Raw genomic sequence first — 15,757 nt, forward strand, 5'->3', positions numbered from 1 at the left:
GCGCCTGTTTTCTCAGCTGCCTGTTGAGGCTTCGATCTTCGTTGAATCATTGGTCTTTTCAGCCGGCTCTTTGGTTTCGGCGGCCGCCTGCTTTGTTTCCGGATCCTTGACGGATTGTGTGGCCGTTTCGCCGATTTCCGGCCTGGCCGTTGCCGCGGCCGACGGTTCGGCCCCCTCGCTTTTCGCGGGAGCCCCGGAGATCGCAAAACGCATCCGCATCCAGGCGCCACGCTGGCCCTCGCGGAAGTCCGAGGCATCCTTCAGTTCGATGCGCCCGCCATGGTCTTCCAGCACGCGACCGACGATCGCGAGCCCAAGGCCGGTGCCCTTGGCGCGTGTCGTCACATAGGGCTCGAGAAGGCGCGAGCGCGCCACCTTGGGCAGGCCGATGCCGTTGTCGACGACGTCGATCAGCACGTCCTCGCCCTCGCGCGAGACCACGACGTCGATCCGGCCCTTGCCGAGCTCCTCGAGGGGGACCTGCTCGATCGCCTCGGTGGCGTTCTTGACGATGTTGGTGACGGCCTGCGAGATCAGCCGCCGGTCGAACTGGGCGCGCAGCGGGTCTTCCCTAAACTCGGCCTCGATATCGATCTCGGGGTGAGCGACCTTCATCAGGAACACCGCCTGCCGCACTGTGTCGGCGACGTCCTCACCTTCCATCACCGGCTTCGGCATCCGCGCAAAGCGGGAGAACTCGTCGACCATGCGGCGGATATCGTCGACCTGGCGGACGATGGTGTCGGTGCACTGTTCGAAGATCTGCTTGTCCTTGCCCTCGGTAATGTCCTTGCCGAATTTGCGGCGAATACGCTCGGCGGAGAGCTGGATCGGGGTCAGCGGGTTCTTGATCTCATGCGCGATGCGGCGCGCGACGTCGCCCCAGGCCGAGGTGCGTTGCGCCGAGACCAGTTCGGTGATGTCGTCGAGCGTGATGATGTAGCTGTCGTGCGGCTGGCTGGTCTTCTCGGCGCTGACGCGGACCGACAGATTGCGTTCCTGCCCATCACGCGTGATCGTGATCTGCCCCTGCACCAGGCGCTGGGTCCCTTCCCGCGCTGTCTTCATCATCTCTTCGAGCTCGGGCAGCACATCGGAGAGCGGATGGCCGAGCGTCTCGGCTTCGGAGTGCCCGATCAGCTTTTCGGCGGAACGGTTGAGAATGCCGACGCTGCCTGAATTATCCACGCCGATGATGCCGGCGCTCGCGGACGACAGCACCGCCTCGATGAAGCGGCGGCGGCTGTCGATGAGGTCGCTGGCGTTGACGAGCTCGTCACGCTGGCTGCGCAACTCCTCCGTCATCTTGTTGAAGGTTTCACCCAGCTGGGCGAGGTCGCCTTCCGACTGGTGCACCGGCACTTTCACATGGAGATCGCCGGTCGAGACCGTCTGGGCCGCATTCATTAGCCGCCGGATCGGCGAGACCAGCGAGTTGGCGAAGTTGAGGCCGATCAGTACCGACGCCATCAGGATGGTCAGCGCGATCACCGCGAACATTAGCGCGAACGCGACCTGGATGCCGAGCCGGCGCGACTCGATCTGGGCATATTCGGCGACGCTGACCTCGGTCTGCTTGAGCTGCTGGACCACGTTGGGATCGAGCGGCCGCGCGACATACAGGAAGGTGTCGCTGAAGGCGCGCAAGCGGACCACCGCGGCGACGAAGCTCGCATCGGGCAGCACCGCGATCTCGGGCTCGGCTTCGTTGACGTTGCTGAGGAAGTCCGGCGCCGGCGGCGAATAGGCCAGCCGCATGCCGGTGTCGGCGGATTCGAGAATGTTGGTGTTCTTGTCGATGATCATCGCGCCCGGCAGGTTGCGGGAGGCGGCGCTGGACGTCAGCAATTCGCGAAAAGAGCGGCGATCCTGGTCGTAGAGCGGCCGCGCGTGGGCGATGTCGTTGGCCATGCCGAGAATGTCGCCCCGGATCAGCTGCGCGTGGTCCTGCATGTAGGCCCGCGCAATCGTCAGCGAATTCTGGATCACCTCCTTGGTCGGGCCGGAGAACAGGCGATCGAGGCCGCGCTCGATGGTGACGTTGGCGACGACGGCGACCAGCACCGCCGGCAGCACCGCCACGATCGAGAACAGGCTGACGATCTGGACATGGAGGCGCGCCGCCGCCCTGCCCCGCCGGCGCGCCAGGATCAACTGCCAGAGCTCGCGGATGATGATGCCGACCAGCAGCAGGATGGTGGCTGCGTTGCTCAGATAGAACGAACGGACAACTTGCGGCGTCAGTTCGATGCTGGTGAGGCCGGTCAGGACCAGGAAGGTGAGCAAGGCCGACAGCAGGGCCAGGGCCACGGCGAACGGCGCCAGCCAGCGTCGCGCCGACCAACGCCGGGGCTCTTCTGCTGGGGCCGTGTCAAAGGATGCGGCCGAGGTGTCTGCGCTGGTCATTCCGGCAATGGGTGCTGAAAACGGGGTCCGCGGCGGGCGGATACTGATGTATTCGTACCACATTGTTGCCGAATTGCGACAATTCCGCGGCGCCTCCGCCGCGACCGACCCGCGCATCCACAGCGATATGCCGGAGGACGGGAACGGATTTCGGCCCCGGCGGCTTGACCACCATGCACAAATTCTTTCTCGCAATGATGGTGTCGGCCGTGCTGCTGCTGATCGTGGCGGCGGATCTGCTGGTCAATGGTCTCGGGGTGCACGAGCCCAATGCGAACGTCGCCAGCGCGATACAGGTAGCAGGCCGATTTGTCAGATAGGTGTGAGGCCGCGTCCCGCGGCTGAAATCACCATTTGAATGTTCCGGCGGAACATTTCGGTCCGATCGGGACTTCTGCTCACCGCGTCAGCCACAACGGCCAGCGCGATCCGGACAGGCTCAGCTCCGCTTGGTAGGGGGAGCTGAGCCACCGTCCGTTGCGGCGAAGGCTAGCCCCCGCTCCGATACACCTGGATATCGAGATCCCGGATCTTCTTCCGCAGCGTGTTGCGGTTGAGGCCGAGCAGATCGGCCGCGCGGATCTGGTTGCCGCGGGTGGCGGCAAGCGCGGCCGTGAGCAGCGGCACCTCGATCTCCTTCAGGATGCGGTGATAGAGGCCCGGCGGCGGCACGCCGTTCGGGAAGCCCTGGAAGTGCGAGGAGAGATACGCTTCCACGGCGCCGCCGAGATTGTCGACGCCATGCTGGACTGCGGCACCCGGGCTGACCGTGGGTGGCGCCAGCTCGCCGTCGATGACGGAGCCGGTGATCACGTCCTGCGGATAGAGCGCCGCGAGGCGGCGGGCGAGGTTCTCGAGCTCGCGCACGTTGCCCGGCCAGCGGTGCTGCTTCATCCGCTCCAGCGCCAGCGTGTCGAGCTTTTTCGGCGGCAGTCCGTCCTTCTCGGCGAGCGCGAAGAAATGACGGATCAGATCGGGCAGATCCTCGATGCGCTCGCGCAAGGGCGGCAGCCGCAGCGGCACCACGTTGAGGCGGAAGAACAGATCTTCGCGGAACAGGCCCTGCTGGATCAGGACGCGCAGATCCTTGTTGGAGGCCGCGACGATGCGCACGTCGGTCTTGATCGGGGTGCGGCCGCCGACCGTGGTGTATTCGCCCTGCTGAAGCACGCGCAGCAGGCGGGTCTGGGCCTCCATCGGCATGTCGCCGATCTCGTCCAGGAACAGCGTGCCGCCCTCGGCCTGCTCGAACCGGCCGGAGGCGCGGGTGTTGGCGCCGGTAAAGGCGCCGCGCTCATGGCCGAACAGTTCCGACTCGATCAGGTCGCGCGGGATCGCCGCCATGTTGACCGCGACGAACGGGCCGTTGCGGCGCTTGCCGTAGTCGTGCAACGCGCGCGCCACCAGCTCCTTGCCTGTACCGGACTCGCCCGTGATCATCACGGTGAGGTCGGTCTGCATCAACCGCGCCAGCACGCGATAGATTTCCTGCATCGCCGGCGAGCGGCCGACCAGCGGGATCGCCTCCATCTCGGCGTCCTCGTTCGGCGTCGAGACCCGCTCCTTCGGCTCGGCCAACGCGCGGCCGACGATGGCGATCAGCTCCTTCAGGTCGAAGGGCTTCGGCAGATATTCATAGGCGCCGCGCTCGGAGGCGCGGATCGCCGTCATGAAGGTGTTTTGCGCGCTCATGACGATGACGGGCAAATTCGGCCGCATCTTCTTGATCCGCGGCAACAGGTCGAACGCGTTCTCGTCGGGCATCACCACGTCGGTGATGACGAGATCGCCCTCCCCCTGGCTGACCCAGCGCCACAGCGTCGCGGCATTGCCGGTCAGCCGCACTTCGTAGCCGGCGCGGGATAGTGCCTGGTTCAGAACCGTGCGGATGGCGGTGTCGTCATCAGCAACGAGAATGCTACCTGCGGGCATCGTTAATCCTCATTTTGCCCCCTGTGACGCAGACGACGACTTCCCGGCAGAGCCGTCGCGACTGCTTTGATCGGCATGTTTCACCGATGTGGAATACATCGGCATCAGCACGCGGAAGGTGGTCTTCCGCGGCTGAGATTCGCATTCGATGATGCCCCCGTGATCCCCGATGATCTTTGCGACCAACGCGAGGCCCAGACCCGAGCCGGTCTGCTTGGTGGTGACGAAGGGATCGAACAGGTTGGGTAGAAGATCGTCCGGCACGCCTGGTCCGTTGTCCTTCACGCAGAATTCGAGCGGCAGGGATACACGGGATTTTTGACCGGGGACTGACAGGCGCACGCCGGGGCGGAACGCGGTGGTGAGCTGGATTTCGCCGTCGGGAACGTCGATCAGCGCTTCGGCGGCGTTCTTCACGAGATTGAGGAACACCTGGATGAGCTGGTCCTGGTTCGCCAGCACCGGCGGCAGCGAGGGATCGTAGTCCTCGACGAAGCGGATTTTGCGGGCAAAGCCGGACTGCGCCAGCCGTTTGACGTGATCGAGCACCGAATGGATGTTGACGGGGCCGCGCACCACGGGGCGCTCGTCGCCGAACACCTCCATGCGGTCGACCAGCGTCACGATGCGGTCGGCCTCGTCGCAGATCAGCCGCGTCAGCATGCGGTCTTCCGAGGAGGCCTGCTGCTCCAGGAGCTGCGCCGCGCCGCGGATGCCGGAGAGCGGGTTCTTGATCTCATGCGCCAGCATCGCGGCGAGCGCGATCACGGAGCGCGCGGCGCTGCGATGGGTGAGCTGGCGGTCCATCTTGTCGGCGATGGAGCGCTCTTGCAGCATCACCACGATATGGCCGGGCCGTTCCGTGACGGGGGCAACGTGCAGATCGACCTGGCGGTCTCCGCCCATGCGTGGCGTGCCCAGATCGACCTTGTACTCGTTGACCGGCGCGTTCGACGAACGCACCTGGTCGATCAGCGCCAGCAACGGGCTGCCGAACGGCACCAGCTCTTTCAGCGACTGCCGCTTCAAAAACTGCGTCGAGATATCGAAGAAGGCCTCGGTTGCGATGTTGGCGGCGACGATCTTGCCGTCCGGCCCGATCATGAGCATGGGATTGGGCAGTGCGTCCAGGATGGCATCGCTGTCGGACGGAAACGGCCGACGATGTTCAGCAACTGAGCTCATGCAGCGGCGCTCCATGCGAAGTCGTCGAAGGCATCTTGCAGTGACCGGTGGACAAGGCGCGGATCCTCCGAGGTGAGGATTTTCTGGCGCCAGGATTTCAGCTTCTCGGCCGGCGCACGGCTCACATCGGCGGCGACGTCGAGGGCCCAGCCCAGATGTTTTCGCGCGTGCCGCAGTCCGACGCGCAGGCCGTAGAGCGCGCAGACGCCTTCATAAAGCGTGCGAACATAATGCAGCTGCGTCTCGAGCGACGGCGTGGCTTCCGCCGCCCCACCCTTGAGGCGGCGGCCGATCTCACCGGGCAGCCAGGGCTGGCCCTGCGCGCCGCGGCCGATCATCACCGCGTCCGCACCGGAGGCCTCTAACGCCGCGAGCGCCTTCTCGTAAGTTGTGATATCGCCATTGACGACGAGCGGAATGGTGATGGCCTCGCGCACGGCGCGGATCGCATCCCAATCGGCCTCGCCCTTGCAGAACTGGCAGCGGGTGCGGCCGTGCACGGTGACGAGCTTGATGCCTGATGCCTGCGCGCGCCGCGCCAGTTCCGGCGCGTTGCGGGTACGATCGTCCCAGCCGAGCCGCATCTTCAGCGTCACCGGCACCTTCACCGCCGCGATCGTCGCTTCGATCAAGCTGACGGCGTGGTCGAGGTCGCGCATCAAGGCGGAACCGGACTGGCCGCCGGTGACGTGACGGGCCGGACAGCCCATGTTGATGTCGATGATGTCGGCGCCGTCGGCTTCGGCGATCCGGGCGCCCTCCGCCATCCAATGCGCCTCGCAACCGGCGAGCTGGACCACGTGCGGACCGATCCCGGTGGCTTCGCAGCGCAACCGGGACATCCGATGGCCGCTGGCGAGTTCGTCGCTGGCCGTCATTTCGGAGACGACGAGACCGGCGCCCAACTCCGCGGCCAGCCGGCGGACGGGCGAGTCAGTCACCCCCGACATCGGCGCCAGGAAGACCGGGGTGGCGACGTCAATATCGCCTATCTTCAATGGCTTAAAGCCTGATACTGCCGAGCCGGTCACAGGGGTCTCGTTACGTTGGCAGCGCCTCATCGCGCCTGCCATGACCTATCTTGCGCACAATTCTTGTGCAGTCAAGCGTCATGCCTACAGTTTAGACAGTTCTGCCAATCTTTCAAGTGCAGTGCAGCAAAATGCTGTTTCCCACAATCCGGGGAAACCCCCTTTTTTTGCGGGCCTGCCGTGCTAGAGGCATGCGGCAATCACCCCACACCCCGACTCTCTTCATCACCAAATGAGTATTTGAGTCCTATGGCGAAATCACAGCGCACCGCAGTCGTCCTCGTTGCGGCCGGACGCGGCCTGCGCGCAGGCGCCGGTGGCCCCAAGCAATATCGCGAGATCGGCGGCGTGCCGGTGATCTATCGCGCCATGGAGGCCTTCAGCCGTCATGCGGACGTGTTCGCGGTTCAGCCGGTCGTGAACCCCGACGACAGCGCCATGTTCACGGCAGCGGTCGCAGGGCTCAGCCACGAGGCGCCGGTCAGTGGCGGCGCGACCCGACAGGCCTCGGTGCTAGCGGGTCTCGAAGCGCTCGCCAGGCACAAGCCCGACATCGTCCTGATCCACGACGCCGCGCGCCCGTTCGTTTCCGAAGGCGTGATCACCCGCGCGATCGATGCGGCCAGCCGCACCGGCGCCGCGATTCCCGTTGTTCCCGTCACCGACACCATCAAGGTCACCGGCGAGAACGGCAATGTCGAGGACACGCCGGATCGGGCGCGGCTGCGAATCGCACAGACGCCGCAATCCTTTCGTTTCGACGTCATCCTCGAAGCGCATCGTCGCGCCGCCAAGGACGGGCGCAGCGATTTCACCGACGATGCCGCGATTGCCGAATGGGCGGGATTGACGGTTGCAACCTTTGAAGGCGATGTTGCCAATATGAAGCTCACCACTCCCGATGATTTTGTGCGCGAGGAAGCGCGGCTGGCGAGCCTGCTCGGCGACATCAGGACCGGCACGGGATACGACGTGCACGCCTTCGGCGAAGGCGACCATCTCATGATCTGCGGCGTGCGCGTGCCGCACACCAAGGGCTTCCTGGCCCATTCCGACGGCGATGTCGGCCTGCATGCGCTGGTCGACGCCATCCTCGGCGCGCTCGCCGACGGCGACATCGGATCGCACTTTCCGCCGAGTGACGCGAAGTGGAAGGGCGCTTCCTCCGACCAGTTTTTGCAATACGCCATCGAGCGCGTCACCCAGCGCGGCGGCCGCATCGCCAATCTCGAGGTCACCATGATCTGCGAGCGGCCAAAGATCGGTCCCTTGCGCGACACCATGCGCGCGCGCATCGCCGAGATTTCCGGCGTCGACATCTCCCGCGTAGCGGTCAAGGCGACCACCAGCGAGCGGCTCGGGTTCACCGGCCGCGAGGAAGGCGTCGCGGCCACCGCGAGCGCCACCATCCGCCTGCCCTGGAGTGTCTAGGCCATGGCCGGCAGCGACGCACGCGCACTCTCCCGCTCGCTGCTCGATTTGTGCCGGATGCGCAAGCTGACGATCGCGACCGCCGAATCCTGCACCGGCGGCCTGGTTGCCGGCGCGCTGACCGACATCCCCGGTTCGTCCGACGTCATCGATCGCGGCTTCGTCACCTATTCCAACGACGCCAAGCGCGCGATGTTAGGGGTCGAGGCAAACACGCTCACCAACTTCGGCGCCGTCAGCAAGGAGACCGCGACCGCGATGGCGGTCGGCGCGCTGGAGCGTGCCGGCGTTGATCTTGCGGTCGCCATCACCGGCATTGCCGGACCCGGCGGCGCCACGCCGGGCAAGCCGGTGGGCCTCGTCCACTTCGCTGCCGCCGCGCGCGACGGACGTATCGTTCACCGCGAGCATCGCTTTGGCGCCATCGGCCGCACCGCCGTGCGTCAGCGCTCTGTGGTCGAGGCGCTGCGCATGCTGATGGATCTCGCCCGCGGCCCAGTCCAGGCCAAGCCGCGCCGTGAAGCCGCCGTAACCCGCCTGCGCCCCCGCGTGACACGCTCGCCGCGCCGGCATGCCGTCAAGCGCAGGACTCCGCGGTCGCCGCGCGGCTGAGCTAGGCAACCCCGCCTTCAGTCAGCCGGAATGAAGCGGAGCGTGCCGGCCCGCCGCGTCGGCTGACCAGTGTCGTTGGTGTGATTGATGCCATCCATGACCGGCACCTCGGTGAAATCGAATGGGCTCACCCCGTCCAGGCAGGCGACGTTGACGGCATAGAGAGATTGGTCGGATCGTCGCTGATGGTGCGTGTAGATTCCGCAGCGGGAGCAGAAGAAGTGCTGCGCTGATGCGGTATGGAAGCGGTAGCTTGTGAGCACATCCTCGCCCTGGAGGAACTTGATGCCGCCCATCTCCGCCATGACGACGACGGCGCCGCGCATGCGGCAGTAGGAGCAGGTGCAGCGGCGGATCGAATTGAAGCCGTCGCTGAGCGTGGCCTCGAAACGCACGGTGCCGCAATGGCACTGGCCAGCCCGAACGTTCGTGTCGCCCAACATCACGCCCAAGTCTCCTGTTTAGACTCTCCTGTTCGGATCGCTTCTACGATATCCCGCGCAGGATCACCAAGCCCTCATCACGCCGCCGCGAGTCCCGTAGCCCGGATGGAGCGAAGCGCAATCCGGGATTCTTCCGCGGAGACAGGGGCCGGGATTACGCTGCGCTCCATCCGGGCTACAAGACCTTGCGTCGCCTGTCGAGCAAAACACCCAAACGACGGGTCAATCCGCTCGCGCGAAAATATTCGCCTTTACAGAAATTCTGATTTCTCGCATCTTGTCGCCACCTCACCCCGGTCAGAGGGGCGTATCGCGATCGTCACGAAACGTGGGGTGAGCTGCGGTGGACGCGGGCAGCATCGGCGCGAAGGGCCTCGCAGGGCGGGAAACCGTGAGCGATGGCGTCGCGCACACGACCGGTGTTGACAGCGTACGGCAAAACCGTGTCGTCCTGACGCCCGGGGTCTGTGCGTCAAGTCTTGTGGTGATGTCGCTGCCCGACCGGGCACGCAGCATCAGCCATCCACAAGGCGACGGGGGCAATAGTGCATCGCTCCCCGGGGAGAGCTCGGCATAAGCCGTCAAACCACTGCGCAGGGAAGGCCGTGTGTTGGGCTTCACCTGTATGCCGCTGTGCAGCCTCTTGTAGTGCAACCTTCGCACAGTGGACCGTGGGTGCCAGCCGGCACCCGGCCTTCCCTGCGCCCTCTGACGAGGAGGGCGACACGCACACGCAGACTCGGACAGGAACTGTCGCGAGGCCGCAGCGTTATGTCCAGTTTTCAAAAAGCACGCAAACTTTGTCGAAACCGATCGGGATCGCAGATATCAGCCGCGGCCAAACGTCGTGGCTTCTGTCTGAACTTGGCGTGGGAAAATTATTGGCGCAATAATGATGCTCTACGTTGCGGCCGGGAATCAACCCGGTCCTGTTTTCTGGAGGGCGACGGCGTGTTCGCTCGCTTCACTGCTCCGGCAATCGCCATTGCTATCCTGAGCGCCTTTGATGGTGCGGCCGCGCAACCCGCCAACCAGCCCCCGGATACGATGGCGGCGCGGGTGGAGGCCTGCACGCCCTGTCACGGCAACAAGGGCGAAGGCACCAGCGACGTCTATTTTCCGCGTCTTGCTGGCAAGCCGGCTGGCTATCTCTACAACCAGCTCCTCGCCTTCCGCAGCGGCCGGCGCAAATACCCGCCGATGAATTATTTGTTGGAATTCCTGCCCGATCCCTATCTGGAGGCGATGGCGGAATATTTTGCCAGCGAGCACCCGCCCCTGCCACAGCCCGCGCCCAGCGAAGTGAGCAAGGACGTCCTGGCGCACGGTGAGCTGCTCGCCACCAGCGGCGATGCCGGCCGCAACATTCCGGCTTGCGTGAGCTGTCATGGCCCGGGACTGACGGGCATGCAGCCGGGCATCCCCGGCCTGCTGGGCTTGCGCGCCAACTACATCAGCGCCCAGCTCGGCGGCTGGCGTTATGGCACCCGCACCGCGAAATCGCCTGATTGCATGCAGCTCGTGGCCGGGCACCTGACCGAGGCTGACGTCACCGCCGTCGCAGCCTGGCTTGCGACGCGGCCTGCCCCCGCGAACCCAGCCCCCGTGCCGAAAGGCACCTACGCGCTGCCATTCGGCTGCGGTAGCCAGCCCAACTGACGAGGCGGATGATGGGCTTCAGATTTTCGATCAAGCTCCTGTCCATCGAGTTGCTCGCCCTCGCCGCGTTCACCACGGCAGCAGCAGCGCAGGACAAGGACAAGACAAGCGACATCATCGCACGCGGCGAATATCTGGCCCGGGCCGGCGACTGCACCGCCTGCCACACCGCACCGGAAGGACGTCTGTTTGCCGGCGGCCGTGCCATGCCGACCCCGTTCGGCACGCTGTACACCTCCAACATCACGCCCGATCCGGAGACTGGCATCGGCAAGTGGAGTGCCGACGACTTCTACAAGACCATGCACAGCGGCCGCTTTCCCGATGGCGGGCTGATCTACCCGGCGATGCCGTTTGCGTCCTACACCAAGGTCACGCGCGCCGACAGCAATGCGATCTTCGCCTATCTGCGCTCGGTTGCGCCGGTGAACCAGAAGAACAAGCCGCACGAATTGCGTTTCCCTTACGACAACCGCCAGCTCATCCTCGGCTGGCGCACGCTGTTCTTCAGCGAGGGCGAGTTCAAGCCCGATCCGAAAAAATCGGCGGAATGGAATCGCGGCGCCTATCTGGTCGAGGGCCTCGGCCATTGCGGCATGTGCCATTCGCCGATCAACGCGCTCGGCGGCACCTCGCAATCGGACGCCTTCAAAGGCGGCCTGATCCCGATGCAGAACTGGTACGCGCCCTCGCTGACGTCAAACCGTGAGGCCGGGCTCGGCGATTGGAGCATCAAGGACATCACGGATCTGCTCCAGACCGGCGTCTCCATGCGCGGCGTGGTCTACGGCCCGATGGCCGAGGTCGTGCACAACAGCCTGCAATATCTCAACGACGAAGACACCAGGGCGATGGCGGTCTACCTCAAGGGTATCGCGGAGCCCTCGCCTCCGCCGGCCGCGAGTTCGGCGCTGCCGACCAGCGAGAGCAGCCTTCTGATCAGCCTCGGCAAGACCGTCTACGACAAGAATTGCGCGAGCTGTCATGGCACCCAGGGCGAGGGCAAGCCGCCGCACTGGCCGCCACTTGCGAACAACCAATCGATCGAGATGCAGTCAGCGGTCAACCCGATCCGCATGGTGCTCAATGGCGGCTATCCGCCTGGCACCAAGGGCAACCCGATGCCCTACGGCATGCCGCCCTTCGCCGGCCTCCTCTCCGACAACGAGGTCGCCGCCGTCGTCTCCTACATCCGCACCGCCTGGGGCAATCGCGGCACGCCGGTCTCGGCGCGCGAGGCCAACGAGCTGCGCTCGGCACCGCTGAACTGAGGGCCCCATGTTCAACTCCGATCCGCCGACCAGCCCAGCCGCCGCCGACCAGGCGATCGAAGAGGTCGTGGCGCAGGGCCCCTCCGGTGCGATCGTGGTCGCGGGCATCGCCACGGCCTGCGTTGTCGCGATGTGGTTCGCCTTCTATCTGTTCGTGTTCCTGCCGCGCGGCTCGCTGCAATGAGCGTCGAGGGAGCCCACAGCAACGGTAGCGCCAGCGCCGAGGTCGCAGCCCGCGTCGAGCGGCGCTGGGCCACCATCGCCGTGATCATCGTCGTGATGATGGCGTTGCTGGCGGCATTCGCCGGCATCCATCGCGCGACCATGCCGCAACCGCGCGTCGAGACCACCGATCCCTCGCGCCTGCATCTCTCGGGCGAGTTCGTTGAAAGCAATCTCGGCAGCGTGCTGGAAACCAATGGCAATGTGACCGTGCGCGCGATCGGCCAGCAATATTCCTTCACGCCGGCCTGCATCGTGGTGCCCGTCGACACGCCGATCACCCTGCGCGCCACCAGCGCCGACGTCGTCCACGGCATCCTGATCCAGGGCACCAACGTCAACACCATGCTGGTGCCGGGCTACATCTCCGAGCAGCTCATGCGCTTTACCAAGAGCGGCGACTATCTGATGCCCTGCCAGGAGTTTTGCTCCTTCGGCCACGAGGGCATGTGGGGCAAGGTCAAGGTGATCGACAAGGCGGACTTCGCGAACCGCGCGAAGGGTGGCGGGAGGCTGAGCTGTGTTGGTCAATAGAAAGCTCATCCTCGCCCATTTCTGGCTGGCTTTCGCCGTGTTCGGCATCGCGCTCACGCTCGGCGCCTGGCAAATGTTCATCCGCAGCCCGATCGGCACCTGGCTGTCCAATCCCGAGCTCTATTACCGCTCGCTGACCGCGCACGGCACGGTGATGGGCTACGTCTTCCCGACCCTGGTCGCGATGGGCTTCGGCTACGCCATCAGCGAGTCTGCGCTGGAGCAGCGTCTTGTCGGCGTCCGCTGGGCCTGGGCGGGATTCTGGCTGATTGTGGTCGGCGCGATCATGGCGATGGTCCCGGTCGGGCTCGGCCGCGCCTCGGTGCTCTACACCTTCTATCCGCCGCTGATCGGCAACGTCTTCTACTATCTCGGCGTCGTGCTGGTCGTGGTCGGCTCCTGGATCTGGGTCGCGCTGATGTCAGTCAATCTGCGCGTCTGGCGCAAGGCCCATCCCGGCGCGCCGGTGCCGCTGGCGATGTTCGCCAACGTCGCGGGCTCGTATCTGTGGGCCTGGACCGCGGTCGGCGCCGCGCTCGAGCTGCTGCTGCAGATCATTCCGGTCGCGGCCGGGCTGAAGGCCACCATCGACGCCGGCCTTGCCCGCGTGTTCTTCTCCTGGACGCTGCACGCCATCGTCTATTTCTGGCTGATGCCGACCTACATCGCCTATTACACAATCGTGCCGCGCGCGATCGGCGGCCGCATCTATTCCGACAGCATGGCGCGGATTTCCTTCATCCTGTTCCTGGTGGTCGCGATGCCGATCGGCATGCACCACACCTTCGCGGATCCGCAGGTCGGCGCCGGCTTCAAGTTCATTCATTCGGCCTTCACCGCGCTGGTCGCGCTGCCCACGCTGCTGACCGTGTTCACGATCTGCGCCTCCGTCGAGATCGCGGCGCGCCTGCGCGGCGGCCGCGGCATGTTCGGCTGGATCAGGGCCCTGCCCTGGGACAATCCGATGATGCTGGCCCTCGCCTTTTCCTTCGTCATGCTCGGCTTCGGCGGCGCCGGCGGCCTCATCAACATGAGCTATCAGCTCGATGCGTCGATCCACAACACGCAGTGGATCACCGGCCACTTCCACCTGATCTTCGGCGGCGCCATCGTGATCATGTATTTTGCGATCGCCTATGATCTGTGGCCGCATCTGACCGGGCGCGAGCTGATCGATCTCCGCCTGATCCGCACCCAGCTCTGGCTGTGGTTCATCGGCATGATCGTCACGACCTTTCCCTGGCACTGGGTCGGCATTCTCGGCATGCCGCGCCGCATGGCCTATTTCGACTTCGGCGATCCCGCGATCGCGCCGCAGGCCCTCTCGGTCACCCTCTCGGCAATCGGCGGCTTCATCCTGCTGGCGTCGGGCATCATGTTCATCGTTATCCTGGCCCGCGGCATGCGTGCGCCGCTGGTCGACGCCGGCCCCTATCGCTTTGCGCTGGCCGTGCACCAGCCCACAACGGTCCCGGTCGCGCTCAACACCCACGCGCTGTGGGTGGCGCTGATGATCGCGCTGACCCTCACCAATTACGGCTATCCGATCCTGAATCTGGCGCTGAGCGAGGGCACGTCGGTGCCCGCCGTCTATGTGGGAGCGCAGTGATGAGTGCGCGCGAGCTCTTCACCCTCACCAATCGTTATTTCAAGACGAGTGTCGGCATCACGGCCGCGTTCTTCGTCGTGACGGCGATGGCGGGCTTTATCGTGCTGCCTTTCGCACAGCCCTGGGTTCAGTTCGCCAATGTCTGGGACGCGATCTGCAGCGCGGCCGGTGTGCCGCAACGCGCGGCAAGCGTGACTGCGCCGGAGCAGATCAAGCGCCTGTCGGGAGTCGTGCTGACGTCGAACACGCTGTCGCGCCCGAGCCAGGAGGCGATCGGCCGCGGTGCCACGTTGGCGCAGCGCTGCGCGATCTGTCATGGCCCGACGGGTGTCAGCCGCGCGGACTCGCCCAATCTTGCGGGTCAATATGCTGCCGTGATCTACAAGGAGCTGCACGATTTCCGCACGGGCGCGCGCACCAATGCCGTAATGTCGCCGTTCGCCGTCAATTTGACGGACCAGGAGATCGCAGATCTCTCGAACTATTACGCTTACCTGCCGCGGCTGCCGGCCTATCATCCGACGCCGCAATTGCCCAAGCCAAACATCGTGATCTACGGCGCGCCGATGCGCGGCATCGCGCCCTGCGGCGCCTGCCATGGCAGCCTCGACAACAAAACCGGCAGCCCGTGGCTCGAAGGCCAGTCCGAGGCCTACATGAAGGCACAACTGCAGGCCTTCGCCACCGGTGAGCGCCGTAACGACATCAGCCAGCAGATGCGCAACATCGCGCGTGCGATGACGCCGCAGGAGATCGAGCAGGCCGCAGCGTACTATGCCTCGCAGCCACCGGATGTCGTGAAGGCGGTGGATTGAAATTTTGGCACGCCTGCCTCCCCATCGTCATTGCGAGCGCAGCGAAGCAATCCAGAGTCTCTCCGCGGAGGGATTCTGGATTGCTTCGTCGCAAGGGCTCCTCGCAACGACGGTGGAGAGAGCGTGCCCGTCCACTACGACGACGCCAGCTTCCGCCGTCCGTAGATCGCATCCGCCCGCTTCTCGAACGCGATGGAAAATCGCGCGAACGCGGCGTCGAACATCGAGCCCATCAGGAGCGCCAGCATGCGGCTCTTGAACTCGTAGGCAAGGAAGAAGCCGACGTCGCAAACGCTCTCGCCTTTGGACTCGAACGTCCAACGGTTTTCCAGATTGCTGAAGGGACCTTGCAGATATTCGACCAGGATCTTCAAATTGGCGCGGTCGAGCGTCACGCGGCTGGTGAAGGATTCCCTGACCAGCTTGAACGACACCGTCATGTCCGCGACCAGCACCTCGGTGCCGTCGGGTTTCGCCATGCGCTGACGGACCTTCAGCGCGCTGCACAGCGGCACGAATTCCGGGTAGCGCTCGACGTCGGCGACCAGATCAAACATCTCGGACGCGCTGTGATCGACACGGCGCTTGCTCGAAAAATTGGGCATGG

At 65.1% G+C, this 15,757-nt stretch carries 15 protein-coding genes; 9 read left to right on the top strand and 6 right to left on the bottom strand.

Annotated elements, in window-relative coordinates:
- Positions 1 to 12 precede the first annotated feature (12 nt).
- A complete protein-coding gene (locus ABIB66_RS38315) occupies positions 13 to 2,406 on the bottom strand; it encodes a sensor histidine kinase (protein WP_354210316.1) in 2,394 nt (797 codons plus the stop codon).
- A gap of 164 nt (positions 2,407 to 2,570) precedes the next feature.
- Here ABIB66_RS38315 and ABIB66_RS38320 point away from each other — a divergent pair, with 164 nt between their 5' ends.
- A complete protein-coding gene (locus ABIB66_RS38320; RefSeq protein ID WP_275172662.1) occupies positions 2,571 to 2,726 on the top strand; it encodes a hypothetical protein in 156 nt (51 codons plus the stop codon).
- Between the two features lie 169 nt (positions 2,727 to 2,895).
- Here ABIB66_RS38320 and ntrC read toward each other — a convergent pair whose 3' ends face one another.
- The 3 genes from ntrC to dusB are packed head-to-tail and all read right to left on the bottom strand — an operon-like array spanning position 2,896 to position 6,521.
- Entirely contained in the window at positions 2,896 to 4,338 is a 1,443-nt protein-coding gene (gene ntrC, locus ABIB66_RS38325; RefSeq protein ID WP_007610301.1) for a nitrogen regulation protein NR(I), read from the bottom strand.
- A gap of 9 nt (positions 4,339 to 4,347) precedes the next feature.
- The gene (locus ABIB66_RS38330; RefSeq protein WP_354258455.1) at positions 4,348 to 5,523 is read right to left on the bottom strand and encodes a two-component system sensor histidine kinase NtrB; all 1,176 of its coding nucleotides are present in this window, start codon (positions 5,521 to 5,523) and stop codon (positions 4,348 to 4,350) included.
- On the bottom strand, positions 5,520 to 6,521 hold the full coding sequence (gene dusB / locus ABIB66_RS38335; protein WP_354210367.1) for a tRNA dihydrouridine synthase DusB: 1,002 nt from the start codon (positions 6,519 to 6,521) through the stop codon (positions 5,520 to 5,522). Before dusB ends, ABIB66_RS38330 begins: the two co-directional genes overlap by 4 nt.
- A gap of 282 nt (positions 6,522 to 6,803) precedes the next feature.
- Here dusB and ABIB66_RS38340 point away from each other — a divergent pair, with 282 nt between their 5' ends.
- Both ABIB66_RS38340 and ABIB66_RS38345 read left to right on the top strand, forming a co-directional pair.
- The gene (locus tag ABIB66_RS38340; RefSeq protein ID WP_354210317.1) at positions 6,804 to 7,985 is read left to right on the top strand and encodes a bifunctional 2-C-methyl-D-erythritol 4-phosphate cytidylyltransferase/2-C-methyl-D-erythritol 2,4-cyclodiphosphate synthase; all 1,182 of its coding nucleotides are present in this window, start codon (positions 6,804 to 6,806) and stop codon (positions 7,983 to 7,985) included.
- Positions 7,986 to 7,988: 3 nt separating this feature from the next.
- Complete coding sequence (locus ABIB66_RS38345; protein WP_354210318.1) at positions 7,989 to 8,597, top strand: CinA family protein; 609 nt, start codon at positions 7,989 to 7,991, stop codon at positions 8,595 to 8,597.
- 17 nt (positions 8,598 to 8,614) lie between these two features.
- Here ABIB66_RS38345 and ABIB66_RS38350 read toward each other — a convergent pair whose 3' ends face one another.
- Positions 8,615 to 9,040: a GFA family protein gene (locus tag ABIB66_RS38350; RefSeq protein ID WP_354210319.1), complete on the bottom strand. Its 426-nt coding sequence runs from the start codon at positions 9,038 to 9,040 to the stop codon at positions 8,615 to 8,617.
- 951 nt (positions 9,041 to 9,991) lie between these two features.
- On the opposite strand from ABIB66_RS38350, the gene ABIB66_RS38355 reads away from it, so the two are divergent.
- The 6 genes from ABIB66_RS38355 to ABIB66_RS38380 are packed head-to-tail and all read left to right on the top strand — an operon-like array spanning position 9,992 to position 15,150.
- Entirely contained in the window at positions 9,992 to 10,699 is a 708-nt protein-coding gene (locus ABIB66_RS38355) for a c-type cytochrome (RefSeq protein ID WP_354210320.1), read from the top strand.
- 11 nt (positions 10,700 to 10,710) lie between these two features.
- Complete coding sequence (locus tag ABIB66_RS38360; protein ID WP_473322917.1) at positions 10,711 to 11,970, top strand: cytochrome c; 1,260 nt, start codon at positions 10,711 to 10,713, stop codon at positions 11,968 to 11,970.
- Between the two features lie 7 nt (positions 11,971 to 11,977).
- Entirely contained in the window at positions 11,978 to 12,154 is a 177-nt protein-coding gene (locus ABIB66_RS38365) for a hypothetical protein (protein WP_275172584.1), read from the top strand.
- The gene (locus ABIB66_RS38370; RefSeq protein ID WP_275172585.1) at positions 12,151 to 12,726 is read left to right on the top strand and encodes a cupredoxin domain-containing protein; all 576 of its coding nucleotides are present in this window, start codon (positions 12,151 to 12,153) and stop codon (positions 12,724 to 12,726) included. The genes ABIB66_RS38365 and ABIB66_RS38370 overlap by 4 nt, the downstream gene beginning before the upstream one ends.
- Positions 12,713 to 14,335, top strand: coding sequence for a b(o/a)3-type cytochrome-c oxidase subunit 1 (locus ABIB66_RS38375; protein WP_354258458.1), 1,623 nt, complete (start codon positions 12,713 to 12,715; stop codon positions 14,333 to 14,335). The genes ABIB66_RS38370 and ABIB66_RS38375 overlap by 14 nt, the downstream gene beginning before the upstream one ends.
- Positions 14,335 to 15,150, top strand: coding sequence for a c-type cytochrome (locus ABIB66_RS38380; RefSeq protein WP_354210323.1), 816 nt, complete (start codon positions 14,335 to 14,337; stop codon positions 15,148 to 15,150). Before ABIB66_RS38375 ends, ABIB66_RS38380 begins: the two co-directional genes overlap by 1 nt.
- Positions 15,151 to 15,284: 134 nt before the next feature.
- Here ABIB66_RS38380 and ABIB66_RS38385 read toward each other — a convergent pair whose 3' ends face one another.
- Complete coding sequence (locus ABIB66_RS38385; RefSeq protein ID WP_354210325.1) at positions 15,285 to 15,755, bottom strand: type II toxin-antitoxin system RatA family toxin; 471 nt, start codon at positions 15,753 to 15,755, stop codon at positions 15,285 to 15,287.
- Positions 15,756 to 15,757 lie beyond the last annotated feature (2 nt).

Source organism: Bradyrhizobium sp. F1.13.3 (assembly GCF_040548265.1).
GTDB lineage: Bacteria > Pseudomonadota > Alphaproteobacteria > Rhizobiales > Xanthobacteraceae > Bradyrhizobium.